This is a genomic window from Bradyrhizobium sp. ISRA442, assembly GCF_038085055.1.
Taxonomy (GTDB): Bacteria; Pseudomonadota; Alphaproteobacteria; order Rhizobiales; family Xanthobacteraceae; genus Bradyrhizobium.
The window spans coordinates 375,993-396,674 of sequence record NZ_JALGCN010000002.1; the positions used below are offsets into that span (position 1 = coordinate 375,993).

Annotated in this window: 17 protein-coding genes; 12 read left to right on the forward strand and 5 right to left on the reverse strand. The window is 62.2% G+C overall.

What is annotated here, in order from left to right; translation table 11 throughout:
- Positions 1–471 precede the first annotated feature (471 nt).
- Together MTR72_RS04810 and MTR72_RS04815 are read left to right on the forward strand one after the other, a co-directional pair.
- The gene (locus MTR72_RS04810) at positions 472–924 is read left to right on the forward strand and encodes an ester cyclase (RefSeq protein WP_280965286.1); all 453 of its coding nucleotides are present in this window, start codon (positions 472–474) and stop codon (positions 922–924) included.
- Between the two features lie 138 nt (positions 925–1,062).
- Positions 1,063–2,010 carry a bifunctional transcriptional activator/DNA repair enzyme AdaA gene (locus MTR72_RS04815; RefSeq protein ID WP_280971407.1) on the forward strand — a complete coding sequence of 316 codons (948 nt, stop codon included), beginning with the start codon at positions 1,063–1,065 and terminating at the stop codon, positions 2,008–2,010.
- A gap of 92 nt (positions 2,011–2,102) precedes the next feature.
- On the opposite strand, the gene MTR72_RS04820 is transcribed toward MTR72_RS04815, so the two are convergent.
- Positions 2,103–3,680, reverse strand: a complete 1,578-nt coding sequence (locus tag MTR72_RS04820; RefSeq protein ID WP_341510137.1) for a winged helix-turn-helix domain-containing tetratricopeptide repeat protein — start codon at positions 3,678–3,680, stop codon at positions 2,103–2,105.
- 414 nt (positions 3,681–4,094) lie between these two features.
- On the opposite strand from MTR72_RS04820, the gene pflB reads away from it, so the two are divergent.
- The 8 genes from pflB (at position 4,095) to MTR72_RS04860 (ending at position 14,762) form a co-directional block, all read left to right on the forward strand.
- Positions 4,095–6,362, forward strand: coding sequence for a formate C-acetyltransferase (gene pflB / locus MTR72_RS04825; protein ID WP_280965288.1), 2,268 nt, complete (start codon positions 4,095–4,097; stop codon positions 6,360–6,362).
- Positions 6,363–6,375: 13 nt separating this feature from the next.
- Positions 6,376–7,203, forward strand: a complete 828-nt coding sequence (gene pflA, locus MTR72_RS04830; RefSeq protein ID WP_280965289.1) for a pyruvate formate-lyase-activating protein — start codon at positions 6,376–6,378, stop codon at positions 7,201–7,203.
- Between the two features lie 28 nt (positions 7,204–7,231).
- The gene (locus MTR72_RS04835; protein WP_341510138.1) at positions 7,232–8,833 is read left to right on the forward strand and encodes an aspartate:alanine exchanger family transporter; all 1,602 of its coding nucleotides are present in this window, start codon (positions 7,232–7,234) and stop codon (positions 8,831–8,833) included.
- 32 nt (positions 8,834–8,865) lie between these two features.
- Entirely contained in the window at positions 8,866–9,726 is an 861-nt protein-coding gene (locus MTR72_RS04840; protein WP_280965291.1) for a formate/nitrite transporter family protein, read from the forward strand.
- A gap of 115 nt (positions 9,727–9,841) precedes the next feature.
- The gene (locus MTR72_RS04845; RefSeq protein WP_341510139.1) at positions 9,842–11,086 is read left to right on the forward strand and encodes an MFS transporter; all 1,245 of its coding nucleotides are present in this window, start codon (positions 9,842–9,844) and stop codon (positions 11,084–11,086) included.
- A gap of 67 nt (positions 11,087–11,153) precedes the next feature.
- Positions 11,154–12,347 (forward strand): M20/M25/M40 family metallo-hydrolase, encoded by a 1,194-nt coding sequence (locus MTR72_RS04850; protein WP_280965293.1) that lies wholly within the window; start codon positions 11,154–11,156, stop codon positions 12,345–12,347.
- A gap of 74 nt (positions 12,348–12,421) precedes the next feature.
- The gene (locus MTR72_RS04855; RefSeq protein WP_341510140.1) at positions 12,422–13,510 is read left to right on the forward strand and encodes a mandelate racemase/muconate lactonizing enzyme family protein; all 1,089 of its coding nucleotides are present in this window, start codon (positions 12,422–12,424) and stop codon (positions 13,508–13,510) included.
- A 103-nt stretch (positions 13,511–13,613) separates the two neighbouring features.
- Positions 13,614–14,762: an amidohydrolase gene (locus MTR72_RS04860; protein ID WP_280965295.1), complete on the forward strand. Its 1,149-nt coding sequence runs from the start codon at positions 13,614–13,616 to the stop codon at positions 14,760–14,762.
- A gap of 156 nt (positions 14,763–14,918) precedes the next feature.
- Here MTR72_RS04860 and MTR72_RS04865 read toward each other — a convergent pair whose 3' ends face one another.
- The 3 genes from MTR72_RS04865 to MTR72_RS04875 form a co-directional block, all read right to left on the reverse strand.
- Positions 14,919–16,349 carry a DUF1254 domain-containing protein gene (locus tag MTR72_RS04865; protein ID WP_280965296.1) on the reverse strand — a complete coding sequence of 477 codons (1,431 nt, stop codon included), beginning with the start codon at positions 16,347–16,349 and terminating at the stop codon, positions 14,919–14,921.
- A gap of 147 nt (positions 16,350–16,496) precedes the next feature.
- The gene (locus tag MTR72_RS04870; protein WP_445819548.1) at positions 16,497–17,216 is read right to left on the reverse strand and encodes a hypothetical protein; all 720 of its coding nucleotides are present in this window, start codon (positions 17,214–17,216) and stop codon (positions 16,497–16,499) included.
- A gap of 157 nt (positions 17,217–17,373) precedes the next feature.
- Positions 17,374–17,760, reverse strand: a complete 387-nt coding sequence (locus tag MTR72_RS04875; protein WP_341510141.1) for a helix-turn-helix transcriptional regulator — start codon at positions 17,758–17,760, stop codon at positions 17,374–17,376.
- Positions 17,761–17,986: 226 nt separating this feature from the next.
- On the opposite strand from MTR72_RS04875, the gene MTR72_RS04880 reads away from it, so the two are divergent.
- The gene (locus tag MTR72_RS04880) at positions 17,987–19,003 is read left to right on the forward strand and encodes a helix-turn-helix transcriptional regulator (RefSeq protein WP_280965298.1); all 1,017 of its coding nucleotides are present in this window, start codon (positions 17,987–17,989) and stop codon (positions 19,001–19,003) included.
- Positions 19,004–19,266: 263 nt separating this feature from the next.
- Here the strand turns inward: MTR72_RS04880 and MTR72_RS04885 are convergent, their stop codons facing one another.
- Entirely contained in the window at positions 19,267–19,599 is a 333-nt protein-coding gene (locus MTR72_RS04885) for a hypothetical protein (protein WP_341510142.1), read from the reverse strand.
- Positions 19,600–19,626: 27 nt separating this feature from the next.
- Here MTR72_RS04885 and MTR72_RS04890 point away from each other — a divergent pair, with 27 nt between their 5' ends.
- A complete protein-coding gene (locus MTR72_RS04890) occupies positions 19,627–20,364 on the forward strand; it encodes an alpha/beta fold hydrolase (protein WP_280971381.1) in 738 nt (245 codons plus the stop codon).
- Positions 20,365–20,682 lie beyond the last annotated feature (318 nt).

The following is a 20,682-nucleotide window of genomic DNA, read 5'->3' on the forward strand; positions in this document are numbered from 1 at the left end:
CCTGGATCAGCTATGGGCACAAAAGCCCCCAGCGAAGATGGAGGCGTTCGAGACGCTAACCGCCGCCGCCATGCACGATCTGGAAGCATTTCAGCAAGAACTTGCACGGCTGAGCGAGAATGAGGATTTCGACGCGACAAGACCCGCTGCCGCATACACGGGAGCGCACCGGGATCGGGCGCGCCGCGAGGAAACCAGAATGCACAGAAGTACGGGTTGTTCACGAGCCATGCGATCGCCGAGCGAAGGCACGCCCGAACGTTGCTAGGTGAAGCGCGGAGGCTGCTGCGAGAACTGGAGTGATGTCGGGGCCCCCCTCGCCGCAAGCGAGAGCATCGCCAGACCTCGAGCATCGCGTTCGATTTCAGGACAAGAAACGGAGTTTAGTCGGCGCGGATCAGACGTAGTCCTCTTTCGGAGATCACTGAGCGACACCGGTGATCGGTTCTCAGTCGAGAGAGGAGCTTTCCAATGAGCAAGGAAGAAAATAACAAGGCCGTTGTCGGCCGCTGGTTCACCGATTTCTGGGGCAAGAACGTCAATCTCGGGGTCATCGATGAAATCGCTGCCCCCGACATGCTGCTGAAATACTCCCTGCACGAACCCCGCCGCGGCCGGGACGATATCAAGGCGTTCATGACCGACTTCCGCGCCGCGTTTCCCGATCTCAACTTCTGGGGAACGGCGGACTTGATCGCCGAGGGCGACTACGTCGTCGGTCAATGGGAAGGCGGCGGCACGCACACGGGGCCGGCATTCGCTGACTTCCTGGCGGGCGGCTTGCCGGCGGCAACCGGCCGCAAGATGCACTTCACCGGCACCACTGTCCTGAAGGTCATCAACGGCAAGATCGTCGAGGAAATCGGCCTTGACGACGGCGTGACCGCGCTGACCCAACTTGGCCTGATCAAGAAGGCTGCCTAATCGAAGCGTCCGGGGAACTGGAAGGAGCCGAATGAGGCTGGCACACACCGTGTCGGCCTCACTTGCATTTGGGAGGAGAGATCGAATTCGCGGAAAGCGGGTGGCATCAAAAGCTCGATCATGAAATCTATTCGCGCCATGACCGCAAGACCTGCCAGCAATCCGAACCCAAAATCTCTGCCTGTGGCGGAAGATCCGCGATGGGCGCGCGTCCTTGCGCGGGACAAGACGGCCGACGGGCAGTTCTGGTATTCGGTTTCCACGACTGGGGTCTATTGCCGGCCGTCATGCCCATCGCGTGTCGCCAATCCCAGGAATGTGCAGATGCATGACAGCTTGGAGGCTGCCAAGGCGACGGGCTTCCGGCCGTGCCGGCGCTGCAAGCCGGACGGACCATCGAAGGACGCCGAGAATGCGAAACTGATCGCCAGGGCGTGCCGCCTTATCGAAGCGAGCGAAGACGAACCATCCCTTGAGGAACTGGCGCGAGCGTTCGGCCTGAGCCCCCGCTACTTTCATCGCCTGTTCAGGGCCGCCACCGGTCTCACGCCGAAGGACTACGCTGTCGCTTATCGCGCCAAGAGGGTCCGAGAAGGCCTCGCCCGCGGCAGCTCCGTGACTGAAGCGATCTATGATGCGGGCTTCAATTCGAGTGGACGCTTTTATGCCAAGTCGACCGGCATGCTCGGCATGACGCCGTCGCACTACCGTGCCGGAGGCCTCAACGAGGAAATCAAGTTTGCCGTCGGCCAGACACATCTGGGCGCGATTGTCGTCGCCTCGAGCAAGAAAGGGGTTGCTGCCATCTTGCTGGGCGATGACGCGGATGAGCTCGTCCGCGACCTCCAGGACCGCTTCCCAAAAGCACGGCTGACCGGCGCTGACCCGGACTATGAAGTGATGATCGCGCATGTCGTCGGCCTTGTGGAGGCGCCGGAACTTGGGCTGGATCTTCCTCTCGATGTTCGCGGCACGGCCTTCCAGCAACGCGTTTGGCAGGCGCTTCAGGACATCCCGGTCGGCGCAACGACCTCCTACGCCGAGATCGCACGGCGGAAGCCCGAATCCGCGGTCAGGAAGGATTGAGTTGCAAGGCCTGAAGGCGCGCGAGGCCGGCGACACCGAACCGATCTGACGTCAGGCACATGCTGTCGACGTTGCTGCGTACCATCCTCGCGTCAATCCGGAAGACCCGCATTGCGGAGAGCTTTCGCAAAGATTGCGAAGTTCTCCGGCCGGCGAAATGGCGTCAACTCGCTCAAGCTGGATGCCGTCAGACCAGGATTGTCTTCGAGCGCCCGCGAGATGGCTCTGCGTGCCGGCTCCATCCGCCCTGCCAGTACACCACTGGCGGCGTAAATGCAGATTGTCAGCAGGAAAGCCGGATTGTCGCGCATTGCCTTTTCTGCGCACGACAGCGCGATGTCGTGGCGACCCGCCAGGAAGTGAGCATAGGCCATGGCGCTGTGCGTGGTGTAATACATCGACGGATCGAGCGGACTTAGCCGCATGGCATGCGCGCAGTGCTCGAGCACGAGATCAGGCTCGCCTCGCCAGACTCTCAGCCAGGCACTGAGCATCCAGGCCCGTGCCAGATTGGGATTGACAGCCAATGCGCGATCCATGAAATCCGCAGCATCGTCGAACTCGCGGGCTACAAAGGCGAGCGCGTAAGCGCCCATCGATAGCGCAAACGGATCATCTGCCCCCAGATCCACCGCTTTGCGAGCCAATCGTATGGCTTCCGCGCTTTCCCGCGGCTGGTCGTTCATCTCACCGAGCGCCTTGCGTCGGACATGGCACCACGCGGCCATGCCGTAGGCACAGGCCAGACGAGGATCGAGCTCGATCGCCTTGTAAAAGAGGTCCAGCGCATCGCTGTTCGCGTGCTTGGACCAACGGGCTTTCGCCAGCCCGCGCAGATAATAATCGTAGGCATCCAGGTTTTCGGTTGGCTTGCGCCTGGCCCGCTTGATCTCCTCGTGCTGCAGCTTCGGCGCGATCGCCCCCACCACGCTGGAGGTCAGATGATCCTGCAGATCGAACATATCCTCGACCGGCCCCTCGAAACGGTCGGCCCAGAGATGGGCTCCCGTCTCGGCGTCGATAAGCTGAGCCGCAATGCGAACGCGCTTTCCGGCCCTGCGCACGCTGCCTTCGAGGACATACCGCACTCCGAGCTCGCGGCCGACCTGCTTCACGTCCACTGGCCGCCCCTTGTATGCAAAGCTGGAATTGCGTGCGACCACGAACAGCCAACGAAAGAGCGATAGCGCCATGGTGATATCCTCCACGACGCCATCCGCGAAATAGTCCTGCTCGGGATCGGAGCTCAGGTTAGAGAACGGGAGTACGGCGATCGAGGGTTTTTTATCGGGCAGCGGGAGGGCGGCGACTATCCTCGCTTCTTGCTGGTCGTGGACGGCGGCCAAAGGGTCCGGCTTCGGTGATTCCCGAACTTCCCCGACGAAACGGAAGCCCTTGCGCGGGAGTGTTTTGATCAGGCGCTGCGCTTCCCCGCAATCGCCGATTGCGGTGCGTGCGGCATTCAGGCGGGTCGTAAGCGCAGCCTCGGACACGATGCGCCCTTTCCAGATGGCCTCCAGGAGATCGTCTTTGCTGACAACACGCTCCCTGTTGCGGATCAGGTAATCGAGAATGTCGAAGACCTGGGGCGCAACGGAAACAAGATCAGCTCCGCGATGCAGCTCGCGCCGATCCGTGTCGAACACGTACTCCTCAAAGAGATAGCGCAAGCTGTCCATCCCTGTCGGCGACCTCCGCCGAGCGGCGCCGCCTTTGCACCGGTTCGCAAGTAAAGACTAAGCCGCCGGTGCGGAAAATGTAAGCCGCGCATCACGGGTGTCCGGCCGAGTCGTGGCAGCCCTACTCCGGTACAAGCAATGCCCGGGGAGTGAGCGCCACCGGCGGCGCTGCGCGGATGCGACCGACTGCCGCATCGATGCTGCGGTCGCGCAATGATCATGCCGATACAAAAAGCCGCAATTATTTCGGCTGCCCATCGCCGATGGCTCCCACAGGTTGACATAGGTCAATCAACGCATCCGCCTGCCGCCCCTAACATTGAGCAACAGCCTGGCGCGCCCCGATGCCTCCTTTGCAGATCGGATGCGATGCCAGGACAAACGACAACGCCAGGGAGATTCGTCATGAAAGGCAGCGCGGCGCTCGAGAAAGACGCCAAGGCGGATAGCTGGAGAGGTTTCCAGCCGGGCGACTGGTCCTCCTCCATCAGCGTGCGCGACTTCATCGTCCGAAATGTTGCCTCCTACTCCGGGGACGAGACATTCCTGGTGGGCCCTTCGCAGCGCACCAAGGCGGTATGGGCCAAGCTGCAGCCCTACTTTGCCGAGGAACGAAAGAAGGGCGTCCTGGCCGTCGATGCGAAAAATCCGTCGACGATGCTGGCGCATGAGGCCGGGTACATCGACCGCGACAACGAGGTCATCATCGGTCTTCAGACCGACCAGCCGTTCAAGCGGGCGATCTTTCCGTTCGGCGGCCTACGCATGGTGGAAGCTGGCCTCAAGGCCGCAGGATTCGAACCCGACGCAAAGGTGCACGAGGCCTTCACGAAGTACCGCAAGTCGCACAATGACGGCGTGTTCGATGCCTACACGCCGGAGATCATGAACTGCCGGCGGTCCGGCATCATCACCGGCCTTCCCGACGCCTATGGCCGCGGCCGCATCATCGGCGACTATCGCCGCGTTGCACTCTACGGCACCGACCGTCTGCTGGAGGGTAAGCGCCAGGAGCGGGCCCAGATCGATGACATGTGGCCGACTGACGAGGTGATCCGCCAGCGCGAAGAACTCGCCGAACAAATGCGCGCGCTGGAAGACCTTGCATCGATGGCGAAGCTCTATGGCCATGATATCACCCAGCCCGCCATGAACGCGCGCGAGGCGTTCCAGTGGACCTACTTCGCCTATCTCGGCGCGATCAAGGAAGCGAACGGCGCGGCAATGTCGATCGGCCGCATCTCGAGCTTCCTCGACATCTACATCGAGCGCGACATGAAGGAAGGCGTGCTCGACGAGGCAGGCGCACAGGAGTTGTGGGATCAGCTTGTGCAGAAGCTGCGCATCGTGCGCTTCCTCCGCACGCCCGAATACGACGCGTTGTTCAGTGGAGATCCCTACTGGGCGACCGAATGCGTCGGCGGCATGGACCTCGATGGACGGGCGCTGGTGACGAAGAGCAGCTACCGCATGCTCCATACCCTCTACAACCTCGGGCCGGCGCCGGAGCCGAACATCACGGTGCTGTGGTCCAACCACATGCCCGCGGCCTTCAAGCGCTTCTGCGTCAAGGTCAGCAAGGACACCTCGTCCCTGCAATACGAGAATGACGATCTGATGCGCCCGCACTGGGGCGACGATTATGCAATCGCCTGCTGCGTTTCGGCGATGCGGCTCGGCAAGCAGATGCAGTTCTTCGGGGCGCGCGTGAACCTCGCAAAGGCCCTGCTCTACGCCATCAACGGCGGACGCGATGAGGTTTCCGGCGATCAGGTCGCTCCCCGGACGATGCCGGTCATCGGCGACTTCCTCGACTATGACGACGTCATGGCGAAGTTCGACACCACCATGGAGTGGCTCGCCAAGACCTATGTGCATGCCATGAACTGCATCCATTACATGCACGACAAGTACTTCTACGAGCGCCTGGAGATGGCGCTCCATGATCGCGACATATTGCGCACCATGGCATTCGGCATCGCCGGACTTTCGGTGGTAGCCGACAGTCTCAGCGCGATCAAATATGGCAAGATCCGTGTCACCCGCGATGCGACGGGACTGGTGGTCGACTACCAGAACGAGGGCAACGCCTCGACGCCGCAATTCGGCAACAACGACGATCGGGTCGATCAGATCGCATCCGAGCTCGTGACGCGGTTCATGCAAAAGATCCGCAAGCATCCGACCTACAGGAACGCGACGCATACACAGAGCGTCCTTACCATCACCTCCAACGTCGTCTACGGCAAGGCAACCGGCAATACGCCGGACGGCCGCCGCAAGGGCGAGCCGTTTGGGCCGGGCGCGAACCCGATGCACGGCCGGGACAGCCATGGCTGGCTCGCGTCGTGTCTGTCGGTCGCGAAACTTCCCTACAAGGATTCGCTCGACGGCATCAGCTACACCGTCTCGGTCGCGCCGCAGAAGGCCCATCTCTCCGAAGAGAAGCTGATCGACGAGGCCACCAAGGCCTTTGACCTCTATTTCGAGCGCGGCGGCTTCCACATGAACCTGAACGTGATCGACAGGGAGACGCTGGAAGACGCCATCAAGAACCCGGACAAATATCCGCAGCTCACGATCCGCGTGTCCGGCTATGCCGTCAATTTCGTCCGGCTGACGCCGGAACAACAGAGGGATGTGATCAGCCGCACCTTCCACGGGCAGATCTGAGCCGGGGTGTTCGATGTCGACCCAGCAGGCACTCGAATCGGGAAGCCGTCATGACCTGCGTACGGGCGCTTCGCCCGACGCTCCCGATGAGGACAAGTTCAGGGACGAGGACGGCGCGTTCGGCTACTGCCATTCCTACGAAACGTCGTCGCGTTACGACGGTCCGGGCCTAAGGATCGTCCTGTTCGTCTCGGGCTGCCTGCTCCGCTGTACCTATTGCCACAACCCGGACACCTGGCACCTCAAGGACGGAACATATGTTTCGGCCGAACAGGTGCTGCGTCGTCTCGGCGACTTCGCGCCATCCGTGCGCAGCCTCGGAGGCGGACTGACGATATCGGGCGGTGAACCTATGGTGCAGCTAGCCTTCGTCAGGCGCATCTTCGCTGGCGCCAAGGACATGGGCCTGCACACGGCCATTGAGACTTCCGGCTTTCTCGGCGATCGTGCCGATGACGCCTTTCTCTCGACCATCGACCTCGTACTGCTCGACATCAAGAGCTCCGACCCGGACACCTATCGCAAGGTGACAGGGCGAGACATCGCGCCGACGCTGCATTTTGCCGAGCGCCTCGCCTCGATCGGCAAACCAGTTTGGGTCCGCTTCACGCTCGTGCCCGGTGCCACCGACGATCCGGCGAATGTGGAGGGCATCGCCCGCTTCGTCGCCCCCATGAAGAATGTCGAATGCCTCGAGGTGCAGCCCTTCCATCAAATGGGTGAGTTCAAATGGAAGGCGATGGGGCTCGACTACAAGCACTTCGATACGCCACCGCCCTCCCGCGAGCTGGTCAACCGGGTCATCGGCCAGTTTCGCGATGCCGGCTGTAACGCCCGGTAACAGACCTCGGATTACCCCGGAGAGATGAATGTTGGACCTTGCCCGCGACATCATTGGAAGCCAGCCGATCCTGACGGCATTTCTCGCCATTGGTGTGGGCTATCTGGTCGGACAGATCAGCATTAGCGGCTTCTCGCTCGGCGTAGGCGCCGTGCTCTTTGTCGGTCTCGCCATCGGCGCGTTCGCGCCGAAGGCCCAGATCATCGGGCCGATCGGATTGACCGGCCTCGTCATGTTCCTCTACGGCATCGGCATCCTCTATGGCCGCCAGTTCTTCGAGGGCATTGTCGGCTCAGGCCGGAAGTACAATCTTCTCGCGCTCATCGCCTGCCTCGCGAGCCTGGGCGTAGCGCTCGCGCTTGGAAAGGCCTTTGGTATCAAGATCGGCCACACGCTGGGAATTTATGCCGGATCGATGACAAGCACCGCGACACTCCAGGCCGCGCTTGACGTCACCAACAGCAAGGATCCTTCCATCGGTTATTCGATCGCCTACCCGTTCGGCGTCATTGGCCCGATCTTGTGCATCTATTTCATGACGCGCATGGTGAAGCCGAAATTCCCGGCCAAGGCCCAGCGCTTTCACATGGGCGACATTTCGATCGGTGCCGGCTTGGCCGGACGCACGCTCGACGAATTGAGCAGGGAGATCCTGGGTGGCGTCCAGGTGACGATGGTTCGCAAGGCGGGGGTGAATATCGTTCCCGCGGGGGATACAGTTCTGTCCGCCGGTGATGCCGTGCTCGTTGTTGCCGAAAGTCAGGACGCGATCGCAAACGCGGCATCCAAGCTTGGAAAGCTCGAACCGGGCCGGCTGGCCAGTGACCGGGCCGATCTGGACTACGTTCGCGTGTTCGTCGGCAAAGCCGGCGTGGTGGGGATTCCGCTTTCCGAGCTGCCGATGCCGCCGGGCTTTCCGACGCATCTCCTGCATGTGCGGCGCTACGATGCCGACCTTGTGCCTTCACCCGACCTGATGCTGGAATTCGGCGACCGCGTCGGCGTGCTGACCCCTCCGGATCGCAAGGAGGACGTCCGCAAGCATTTCGGCGACACGGTCAAGGCGACCGCCGAGTTCAGCTACGTGTCCCTCGGACTCGGGATGGTGATGGGCGTACTCCTCGGCCTGATACCGATACCGATTCCGGGCGTCGGAATCGTAACCCTCGGCATAGGCGGCGGGCCGCTGATCGTGGCCCTCATCCTCGGCAAATTGCGCCGCACCGGGCCGATGCTCTGGACCATGCCACTGCCGGCGAACATCGTCCTGCGAAACTTCGGCCTTGCGATGTTCCTTGCCACGGTCGGTGTCAATGCGGGCCAACCCTTTGTGCGCACCGTCGCCGAATCCGGCTTTACCATGCTGTTTATCGGCGTTGCCGTCCTCCTCACCACCGTGGCGATCGTACTGCTGGTCGGCCACTACCTCATGCGCATTCCGTATGACGACCTCGTCGGCGTTGCGTCAGGAGCAACCGGCAATCCCGCCATTCTCGTCTACTCGACCAAGATGGCACCGACGGAGCGGCCTGACATCGGCTACGCCATGATCTTCCCGTCAATGACGCTGGTGAAGGTGATCGCCGTGCAGATCGTCGGACTATTGGCGATAGGTAGCGCCGGCGGGTAACGGCGCATTCCGTTCGAGTGAGGAAATTCCGGATGGCCGAACCGGTCCCCGCGCCCATCTTCAATTTGCAGGCTTACAGCCCCGCGGAGATTAAGCAGGCCGTCGAGAAGGTTGGTGTGAAAAAGGCCAATCTGCCTTTTCTGGCCTCCTTCATGCTGGCGATCGTGGCAGGTGGCGGCATCGGGTTCGGCGCACTTTACTATACCGTCGTTGCCAGTGACGCGACACTCAGCTTCGCGACTGCACGCGTCGTTGGAGGACTGGTTTTCACGCTCGGATTGTCGCTCGTTCTTGTGGGAGGCGCCGAGCTGTTTACGGGCAACAACCTGATCGTGATGGCCTGGGCCAGTGGCAATGTTTCCACGCGTACGATGCTGCGCAATTGGGCGATCGTCTACTTCGGCAACTTCATCGGAGCCCTTGGGCTCATTGTCCTGGTCTTTTATTCTCATCATCTCGACATGAATGATGGCCGCATCGGTTTGTCGGTATTGAACACGGCAGCGGGAAAAATTCGTCCGGATGTGGTCGCGCTATTCTTCAAGGGCATTCTGTGCAACGTGCTCGTGTGCGCGGCTGTCTGGCTCGCCTATGCAGGTCGATCGGTCACGGACAAGATGGTCGCCGTCATATTGCCGGTCTCAGCCTTCATCGCAGCCGGCTTCGAGCATTGCGTGGCCAACATGTATTTCCTGCCGTTGGCGTGGCTGTTGGTCCGGACGGGTCACGCTCCGGCAAATTTCGACGCGTCGCTCATCACCATCTCCGGCATCCTGCACAATCTCGTGCCCGTGACGCTGGGCAACATCGTGGGCGGTGCCGGCTTTGTCGGCGCGGTCTATTGGGCGATCTATCGGGCAGCGTTTGGTCCGCCGTATCGAGACGAAAGGTAATACCTCAAAAGTGAGCGCTAGCCACAATCCGGAATAAGAGACCTGCCGGTCCCGCCATTGGCACCCTCTCCCCAATCATGTACCTCACCCAAAACCCTTGCCGGGACGGGAGCTCATGACTGCGGTGGCGACGGATGAAGCGGGAGATGGCACCCGCGCGTTGATTTTTGCGCTGCTGGCGCTGGCCTGTGGGCACATGCTGTCGACGTTGCTGCGCACCATCCCGGCGGTCAGCCTCGATCTGATGGCGGCGGATTTCCGGATGGAGCCGCAGGCGCTGGCGAGCCTCACCTCGGTCTATCCGTTCGCCTTTGCCGCGGCGCAGATCCCGGTCGGCGCGGCGATGGATCGCTTTGGCGTGCGCCCGGTGTCGCTCAGCCTGCTCGCGGGAACCGTGGTCGGCGCCATCGCTTCTGGTTTCGCGACGGGGCCGGAAAGCTTTGCGGTCGGGCAAGTTCTCCTCGGCGTCGCCACGTCCGGCATGCTGATGTGCCCGATGACGCTGGCCGCCAAGCAATTGTCGGCGGCACGGTTCGGCCTGTGGTCGGGCGCAATCCTCTCGATCGGCAATATCGGCATGCTGCTGTCGTCGAGCCCGCTCGCTTTCGTGGTCGACAATTACGGCTGGCGCGCCGGGTTCTGGATCTCGGCGGCCGCCGGCGTCGCGGTGGCGCTCGCGGTGTTCGCGCTGGTGCCGAACCAGCCGGCGGAGCACAAGGACGATTCCTCGCCGCTGGCGCAGATGATCGCGGTGCTGCGCCTCGGCTTCTCGCATCCGCTACGCGGTCTGATCGCGCTCGCGCTGGTGTCGCTTGCGACCTCGCTGGTGTTGCGCGGCCTGTGGGGCGGGCCGTGGCTGATGCAGGTCAAGGGACTGTCGCGGGTCGAGGCGGGCAACCAGCTCGGCGCCTTCACGATCGCCATGATCATCGGCCCGCTTCTCATCGGCATGATCGATCGCAAGCTCAATCGCCGCCGCGAGCTGGTGGCCGGCTCGCACCTGACCGGAGCGCTGCTGCTGGCGCTGATGGCGCTCGGCGCGCCGCACTACGCCGTCTCCATGCTGCTCGGCGTCGCCGTCATGCCGCCGCAATACGACCTGGTGCTGTTCGTGCTGATTGGCCTTGCGACCTCGGCGCAGCCGCTGCTGTTCGGCATGTCCCGGCAGCTCGTCGACGCGCAGGTTGCGGGCAAGGCGCTCGCCGCGATCAACCTGGCCTTTTTCCTCGGCGCGGCCCTGATGCAGTCGACGACAGGCGCGGTGGCGGCGCTCGCGGGGCTGCCGGCGGTGCTGCTGTTCATGGCGGCAGCGCTGCTGTTGGGCTCGCTGATCTTTTTGGCTTACACGCGGAGTGTCTGAGAAGCCCTTGCGAAATGCGGTGCCGCAGGGGATGCTGACAAGCACTGTGCAGCAAAGGGAATAAGTCATGCCTGTCGACACGCAAGCCGCCACCGGCCGCCTCATGCGCTTCCTCGCCGTCGAGGGCGTGACCGGACAGGAAGCCGCGATCGGGCGCGAGCTTGCCGTGGCGCTAAAGGAGGCCGGCGTGCCGGCAAACGCGATCCGCCTCGACGACGCCAACACGCGTATTCCCGTGCCGACGGAGACCGGCAACCTGATCGTCGACCTGCCCGGCCGCGGCGCGCTGCACAACCAGCCGCGGATCATGTTCATGACCCACATGGACACCGTGCCGCTGTGCGCCGGCGCCAAGCCGAAGGTCTCCGGGCGCAAGATCGTCAACACGGCGAAGACCGCGCTCGGCGGCGACAACCGCTGCGGCTGCGGCGTGCTGGTGACGCTGGCGGCGGAGCTCGAGAAGCAGAAGCTCGATCATCCGCCGATCACGCTTCTGTTCTGCGTGCGGGAGGAGAGTGGGCTCTATGGCGCGCGCCACGTCAAGCTGGAGGAGCTTGGCTCGCCGGTGATGGCCTTCAACTACGACGGCGGCTCCGCCTCCAACGTCACCATCGGCGCCGTCGGCGCGGATCGCTGGCATGTCGAGATCTTTGGCCGCGCCTCGCATGCCGGCGTCGCGCCGGAGCGCGGCATCTCTTCGACCATGATCCTTGCGCTCGCGCTCGCCGACCTCAAGGCGGGCGGCTGGTTCGGCAAGGTGGTGAAGGGCAAGCGGCAGGGCACCAGCAATGTCGGGCCTGTCACCGGCGGCGACGGCCGCCCGGCCGGGGATGCCACCAATGTCGTCACCGACTACGTGCATGTGCGCGGCGAGAGCCGCAGCCATGATGGAAAGTTCTTCAAGGAGATCACCAAGGCCTACAAGGCGGCGTTCGAGAAGGCGGCGAAGCGCGTCAAGAACAGCGAGGGCAAGTCGGGTCGCGTCAAGTTCAAGGCCGAGACCGACTACTATCCGTTCCGCATGAAGGAGGGCCTCCCCGTGGTCAAACGCGCGATCGAAGCCGTGTCCGCCGTCGGCGGCACGCCGTCCATCCGCGCCGCGAATGGCGGCCTGGACGCAAACTGGATGGTCCGCCACGGTGTTCCGACCGTGACCTTCGGCGCCGGGCAGAACGAGCCGCACACCATCGACGAATGGATCAATCTCAGCGAATACGACCGCGCCTGCGCGCTGGCCGTGCAGCTTGCGACGATGCGGTGAGCTGCCTTGCATCGCCTGCAGTTGCCCGGCGGCGCCCGTCGGCCTAACCTGCAAGGAAAAGCCGGGAAGGAAGCATGGCACGCATCGCGACGATCGAGACCGGGCTCTACCGGATCCCCCTGCCCGTCACCCTCTCCGACAGCACGCATGGCGAGATTGCGGCGTTTGAGCTGATCACCTGCCGCATCCGCGATGCCGATGGCGCCGAAGGCGTGGGCTACACCTACACCGTCGGGCGCAATGGCGGTGCTGTCGCTGACATCCTGAAGCGCGAGACGCCGGCGCTGATCGAGGGCCGCGAGGCCGACGACACCGAGGCGATCTGGCATCACGTCTGGTGGGCGCTGCACTATGGCGGCCGCGGCGGGCCGACGGTGCTCGCGCTCTCCGCGCTCGACATCGCGCTGTGGGATCTGAAGGCGCGGCGCGCCGGTCTGCCGCTGTTCCGCCTGCTCGGCGGCTTCGACGCGCGCGTGCCTTGCTATGCCGGCGGCATCGACCTCGATCTCCCGGTCGAGGCGCTGCTCGAGCAGACCGACGGCAATCTCGCCAAGGGATTTCGTGCCATCAAGATGAAGGTCGGCCGGCCCGACCTCAAATCCGACGTCGCGCGCGTCGCGGCGATGCGCAAGCATCTGGGCGACGGCTTTCCGCTAATGGCGGACGCCAACATGAAATGGACGGTCGAGGAAGCGATTCGCGCCGCCCGCGCCTTTGTTCCCTTCGACCTCACCTGGCTCGAGGAGCCGATCATCCCCGACGACGTCGCCGGCCACGCCCGCATCATGCAGGCCGGCGGCGTGCCGATCGCGGCCGGCGAGAACCTGCGCTCGCTCTGGGAGTTCAAGAACTACATCACCGCCGGCGCGGTGTCCTATCCCGAGCCTGATGTCACCAATTGCGGCGGCGTCTCCGCCTTCATGAAGATCGCGCGGCTTGCGGAGGCCTTCAACCTTCCCGTCACCAGCCACGGCGCGCACGACATCACCGTGCATCTGCTCGCGGCCTGCCCGAACCGCTGCTATCTCGAGGCGCACGGCTTCGGGCTCGATAAATACATCGAGCATCCGCTCGTGCTCGAGCAGGGCATGGCACTGGCGCCGGCACGCCCAGGCCACGGCATCAGCTTCGACTGGAAGGGACTGGCGAAGCTTTCGCCTTAGAACAAGCGCTTTGCTGCACGCGGGGCATTCCCTGATACTGGATGCAGAGGCCGGCGATTCCGCTATGGTGGCGGGCGCCGACACCGTCCAGAGATCAAAACCCTTGACACCAGAGCTTCACCAGAAACTGACCACTTGGCGCCAGCACCTGCATGCGCATCCCGAGCTGTCCCTGCAGGAGAAGGCCACCGCCGCTTTCGTGCAGGAGAAGCTCACCGAGCTCGGCATTCCCTTCGAGGCCGGCATCGGCGGGCACGGCATCGTCGCGACGCTGACGCGCGGGTCGGCGCAGGGACGTGTCGGCTTGCGCGCCGACATGGATGCGCTGCCGATCACCGAGGATACCGGGCTGCCGTATGCTTCGCGCAATCCCGGCGTGATGCATGCCTGCGGCCATGACGGGCACACCGCCTCGCTGCTCGGCGCGGCCGCGCTGCTGGCGGCGGACGCGGACTGGAGCGGTACTGTCGATTTCATCTTCCAGCCGGCCGAGGAAGGCTTTGGCGGCGCGCGCGCGATGGTCGCGGCCGGCCTGTTCGACCGCTTCCCGATGACGAAGCTGTTCGGCTTTCACAACTGGCCGGGCCTCGAAGCCGGCACGATCGCGGTCCATGACGGTGTCGTGATGGCCTCGGGCGGGCGCGTCAGCATCACCGTCGAGGGTCATGCGGGACATGCCGGCATGCCGCACCTTACGCGCGATCCGGTGATGGCCGCGGGCCATCTCATCGTGGCGCTGCAGTCGATCGTTTCGCGCAGCATCGATCCGCTCGACACCGCCGTGCTCTCGCTGTGCACGCTCGAAGGCGGCACGGCACGCAACCAGATCGCCGGACGCGTCGTGATCGGCGGCACGCTGCGGTATCATCGCGAAGCAGTGAAAAACACCATCGTCGCGCGGATTGAACAGATCTGCGCCGGCATTGCCACGACTTTTGGCGTCAAGGTGACGCCCGAGATCGTCATGGGCGTCGGCACGGTCATCAACACACCGGCGGAAGCCGGCCTTGCGCGACTGGCCGCGGAGAGAGTGCAGGCCAGGTTGCGAACCGATTTGCCGCCCAGCATGGCCGGCGAGGATTTCGCCTTTTATCTCCAGCAGCGACCCGGCGCCTTCGCCTGGATCGGCAATGGCGAACTGCGCGACGGCGCGGAGCTGCACGGCCCGCGCTACGATTTCAACGATACGATCCTGCCGGTCGCATCCGGCTGGATGGCCGAGGTCGCCAAGACCGCACTATCGGCGAACTAGCAAAATCGAGCCGTGGCCACTCCCGATCGGCTGCAGTACGCGCTCGCTCAAGCAGGCGAGATCCAAATGAACGGGCGCGTTCGTTTCGGGATTGACCGTTGCAACCGCGGTTGGGGGCTTGCTCATGCCGGCCCGCGAGCCGGCATGAGCAAGGTTTCAAGTGGCGACCTTCTTGGCGGCAGGAACCTTCCATGTGTCGTTGATGATCGACGGGTCCGTTTCCTGCGGCCAATACATACGAAGCATGAGGATGAAATCGCCCTCAGGCGCCGGAAGCCAATTGGATTCCTTGTCCTTGCCCGGCGAGTCCTTCTGAATGTAGAGATCGGTTGAACCGTCCGGATTCTCCTTCAGGTCTTGCCGTGCGCTGATCGAATAACGGTTGAGCGGGTTGTTCACAAAGAAGTAGCCGCTATCGTACATGGTGAGCGACCAAAATCCGTCCGCGGGAGGCAGGTGGCCTTTGGGAAACCGCATCACGTATTTGTTCGCGCCGTTATACTTGTCGCCGTTCGCATCCTTTTGCGAGGTCGGGTAGACCGCATCTTGCGGACGATTGGCGCCGAGCCCGATCGCGGTTACCAGGGCCCGCATCAGATAGTCGGTGCCGTAAATGCCGGTTTTGGTGGTGAAGGCAAAGCCGTTCTCGTCCGTGATGGCCTTGTTGATCTTGAACTGAAGCATGATCCGGTCGAACGAGACTTCCGGCACGCGCTTGAGGAAGTCCGCCTTGAGCTTGCTCTCGTCAAAATCCTGGCCAGGGACGATGCCGATCCGGGCAAATTTGGCAAGCTGGGGCGTGTCCGCCGCGTAAGGTGGATTGGCCTTCATCAGCTCGCACAGCAGCTTGAAATACGACACCGCGTCCATGCGATTGACCTGCTCGCGGACCGCCGTCTTCATGTCGATCGATGGATCGACCTTTCCCGGAGGAGGCGTGTACGGCTTGCCATAGGCACTGAGCGGCACCAGCTTGCACTCGTCTTGCAGCTTGTGGACGGCCGCATAGTCCTCCGGCGTGCCGGTGCAATAAATGCGACCGAGCAGCCACACGATGTTGGTCTGCGATTTGTACTGCTTCACGCCATCGGGCAGCGTGCCTTTCCATCCGGGTCCGGTGATCGCGTAGGTCTGCGCCCCCGTGCCGGTGGTGCGCTTGCCGGGCACCTGAAACACCGTCGTCCAGCCATCCAGCATCGGCATCAGGAAATAGCGTCCCTTCATGTCGGGGATGCTGAGGACCCACGGTTCTTTCCCGACATCGAAGAACGAAGTCGTGTACAGAGTGTCCGCGTTCGGCGCCGTGACGTCCCTGAACGACGCATCCGGATATTGGCGCAGCTTGATGATGTGGCCCATCGGCCCGCGCGTGCCCACGGGTTCGGCAACGTTGGTGATGATCCGGCGCGTCATCTCCATCGTCACCAACGGATAGCCAAAGATATAGGCGTCGCTTGCGAGCCAGAAATCCTCCAGGCCTTGCCCCACTCCCAGGAACGAATCCTGCGCAAGCGCTGATCGTGCTGCTGCCGCTCCTGCCAGCAGGCCCATGCCGCCAAGTGCAAGGGATCGACGGGTGACGTTCATTGTAATCTCCTTCCTGAACACAAATAAACGACGGTAGCGATTTCAGAGGCGAGCCTCTTGCCTGCCGGACGACACCGATCGCCGCAAAGACAGCTTGGTCGGAATGAGCTTCGCTTCGCTGCGCTGCGACGGCCACGCTGCCGCCGATCAGCGGCTTAATAGCAGGGCGGATAAGGATAATATCCGCACCGAGGTGCGTAGTACGGGTAAGCCGCAGCTCCCGCCACGGCGGCCGCTCCCGCCAGGGCCGCACCGCGATAGTAAGCACCGGCGCCAGGCCGTGCGGCGGGCGACGCCGGCGAAGGACAGCGGCGTAAATGGTCGGCCAATGATGTCGATGAAGACCGACGCCGGTCCATCGGCTCCCGCAAGATCTCCTTCGAGCACGTCGACGTCGAAGGTCAGCTTGTCGCCGTCGAGCTTGGGCGATTTCAGGACCACGACGGCGTCAGCCACCGCCGATCCGTCCTTCCTGAATCCGGAAACCGTGGCGTTCGGAGGATCTTTCGCGAAATTGTCGCTGCCGTTGCCCCAATCCTCGACGATGCGCGACGTGAGATCGTGGCCGGCCGCCCGAACAGGCCGATCGGCAAAGACGATCGCATTCGGCGAAATCCCGGTCAGCACAAGCTTCCCATTACTCAAGCTTGCACCGCGCGAGTTGAGCACAAAGAGAGAGGGAACGACTTCCGGCTTTGCCTGGCCGATGGATTTTTCAAGCGGTACGTGGGGCTTGGCCTCGGATACCGATTGAGCAAACAGGTTTTGGGGTAGAGCGGCAAATCCGATGGCGCAAATTGCGATGAGAGTGGCGCGAAGTGTCATGCTGATTATCTCCTTGAAAGCGGATTGTTCTCTTTGCAGCACGTCCGCTGGACCTGTCCGCCCTGCGTAGCGCCTCGTTAATCAAACAGATGGCTCCTCCAGGAGCGCCGCAATGAATATCGACCAGCAGCTTCGCTAAACATTTCGCGCCAATTCGGTCCGCGCGTCTTGCCATTTCGCGCCAATCTTTCCGACGCGTTCAATCACCAATTGCACGAGGCTTTTTGTGGCGACGTCCCTGCCGGTGCAGGCGCGCAAGCTGCTGTCGCCTGTAGGCAACGGGTCGAACTCTCATCAAGCGCACGAAAACGCGGCTGAAGCTGCTTGGGTTCGAATAGCCGAGGAATTTCGCGATATCCGAGAGGCGCTTGCTGGACTCTGCGAGCAAACGACACGCCATTTCGAGGCGAACCTCCGCGAGCATTTCGCTGTGACTTGTGCCCATTCGACCGAGGTGACGCTGCAACGTGCGGACGCTGATCTTCAGCGCGCCGGCGGTTCTATCGAGAGTTGCGTCACCATGTCGCAGCGACGCGGCAATGGTCGCGCGGACGACATGAACTGGAGGCGCGCGGACAGCTCTCATCGGCAAGTGAGGCGCAAGGCCTGTGCTCTCTTCGAAAAAAGACCCGATGCCGCAAAGCTATATCCATGCGGGCGACCAATCTGGCCATTGCCCGCCAAAAATTTTCGTCAAAAGCGTTCAAACGAAATTGGTCAGGCGCCTCACGCGCAAATGACACGACAATGACACCCAAAAAGGCGGCGGCCTGCTATCTTGCAAGCGCGACAAAGTGTTGGGGCAAATGATAATGACCATCATTCCTTTGACTCGTTGCCAATTCCTCATGCCTTTCGCTGAAATCCATTCCGAGGTCGGGGGGTCTACTTCCTCGCTTCTGGCCAAGTTTCGACTTCCCACGTCCCTGGAAGATAAGGCTGATCACTACATCCCGCTTTTGCCGGCGATTCGCTTCGCGACGGCAGCCCAGCATGTCCAAGGGATATCAGACATCGCCTTTCGGGCAGCCCAGCGGTTGACCTTCAGCCATCTGAGCGAAGCACTGCGCGCTCAAATCCGCCATTCACCGACCCTGTTGTTTGCGCTTCAGCAGGTGTGCAAATGGGCGCCGGTCGAAGACACAAACCTGCACATCTGGCTGGAACGCTCCAACGAGAAGCTGAACATTTGCAGCAGAATCGTTGGAACGGAAGGCATAGCTCATCTCGAGATATCTCAGTGGCTCCAGAATGTTTTCATCATGCACGTCGTCCGCCAGTTCGCTGGAGCCGATTGGACCCCGGCAGTCATTGCATTTGAGGCAACCCACACGCCCAGCACTCACGTTCAGTCGCACTGGCCGAACACCCGTTTCGTATCAGGTCAAAGAGCCTCATGGATCGAAGTGCCGCTCAAACTCCTGAGCCTGCCGAATCTCGCAAATGCCACGCCGTCGGATTTGCCTGAGAGCGATCTTCAACCATTCGGCAAAGACACCGTCAGCGCGCTCAGGCTGAGCCTGCCGTCCTACCTCGATGAAGGAGGCCCCACGGTAACCGAAGCGGCGGAGATGATCGGCTTGAGTGTCAGGAGTCTGCAGCGACGACTTTCGCAAGCGGGTCTTACATACTCGGGATTGCTCGAGCAGGTCCGATTTGACAATGCCATGAAGCTCCTATGCGATACCGAGAATAAGATCATCGACGTCGCGTTCTCGTCGGGCTACGCTGATCCCGCTCACTTCACCCGTGCGTTTCGCCGGATCTCCGGCTGCACGCCGCGAGAGTTTCGCGATAGATCGAAGAACGGAGCTGTTACGCCCGTCTGACTTGTCCGGCTCGCAGCGACCCGCCGATCGTTTTCGGTGATTGGAGTTCGACGTCGCCGTATTGGCCTTCTTCCGCCAGCATCTCGGCAGGAACTGATCAGCCCTGAAGGGGCACGGCGGATTCGACGTGCTGATGCCCCCTGAGGCGAGGCGGAGCTGTGTGGTTCCTTCGCCGCCGCGCCCGGCTCCTTCGGCGTCAGGCGCCTACGGATTCCAGCCGCCGCTGCCGTATGGACGCGTGATGATTTCGAGCAGATGCCCGTTCAACTCTTCGAAATAGAGGCCGCGTCCGCCGTCGTGATCGTTGATCTTGCCCGGATTTCGCTGCGCGGGATCAGCCCAGTAGGTGAGCTTCCGCTTGCGAATCCGATCGAAGATCGCGTCGAACTCGGCATCGCCGACCGGAAGGCGTAGTGCTGGCGCGCGAACTCTCCTTTGCTTTCCATATAGTCGAGATTGGCGTCGTTGTCGGTCGTCACCATGTGGAATGGTCCCCAGCGCCGCGGCGCGGGGAGCCCTAGCACCTCGGCCAGGAAATCGGCCGACGCCTTGCTGTCGCGAGCTGCCAGAATCGTATGATTGAAGTCGATAGCCATGTTTAGATCTCTGCAACGCAACGATGGATGAGATCAAAACGAGTGAGATGCGGAGCTAGTTCCTGCTTGAAATGCGCTGGTGATTCTGAAAAGCCTCCTGGCGGCTACGACAAGGCGACCATGGCTGCAGATATTCGCGCGCTTGTCCATCAACTTGGCGCAAGCCAGCTACATCTGGTTGGCCGCGACATCGGCGTGATGGTTGCCTACGCGTACGCAGCACAATGGCCGGACGAGGTCCAGACGCTCACCATGCTCGACGTGCCGATTCCAGCGACGACGGCATGGAACGAAGCAAAATCAAAGCCCGACCCGGAGCTTTGGCATTTTGGGCTTTTCCAGCAGCGCGACATTGCCGAGCTGCTCGTGAGGGGACACGAGTATCAGTTCATCCGCGATTTCTACAGGAAGAGGGCCTTTCGGCCGGTCTTGGATGAAGACATCGCCGTCTGCGCAACCGCTTACGCGGCGCCCGGTGGTTTGCGTGCCGGCTTCGAGCTTTATCGCGCCTTCCCCGAGGATGAGCGCCGCTTTGCGGAGCTCGAAAAACGAAAACTATCGATGCCTGTCCTGGCGCTCGCCGGCGATAAAAGCAACGGCATGGTCGAGGTCACGATGGCAAGAGAGATTGCCCAAGATGTTCGCGGCGGCGTTGCGCCCGAGACGGGCCATTGGTTGCCGGACGAAAATCCAGAGTTCCTGACTGCGCAACTTCTGGGCTTCCTGCAACAGCCAAACCGCACGCAGGGACAATCGAACCGCTGACAGTCCAACCTGAATGTTCTTACTACGCGCCCGCTCTTGCTCCCCAGAGGGGTCCGACTGCTGTGGCGCGCGGTCTGGGCTGTATCGGAGCCGATTGCCGCTGCTTATAGGTCTTGGATAATTCGGAGGCTTCGGCAGATGCGGGAACCAAGGCAAAGGACAACGATATTGCCGTTGCTACTGCAAGAACAAAAATGATCTCTCCTCCTCCGTTCGACGGAGGCTAACGGCTCCTGCAAACTTCGGTTCGCAAAGACAAACTGGTCTCCGGAGGCCCACCAACCAAGCACAACTAAGTGCGACCATTTGGTTGGCTTA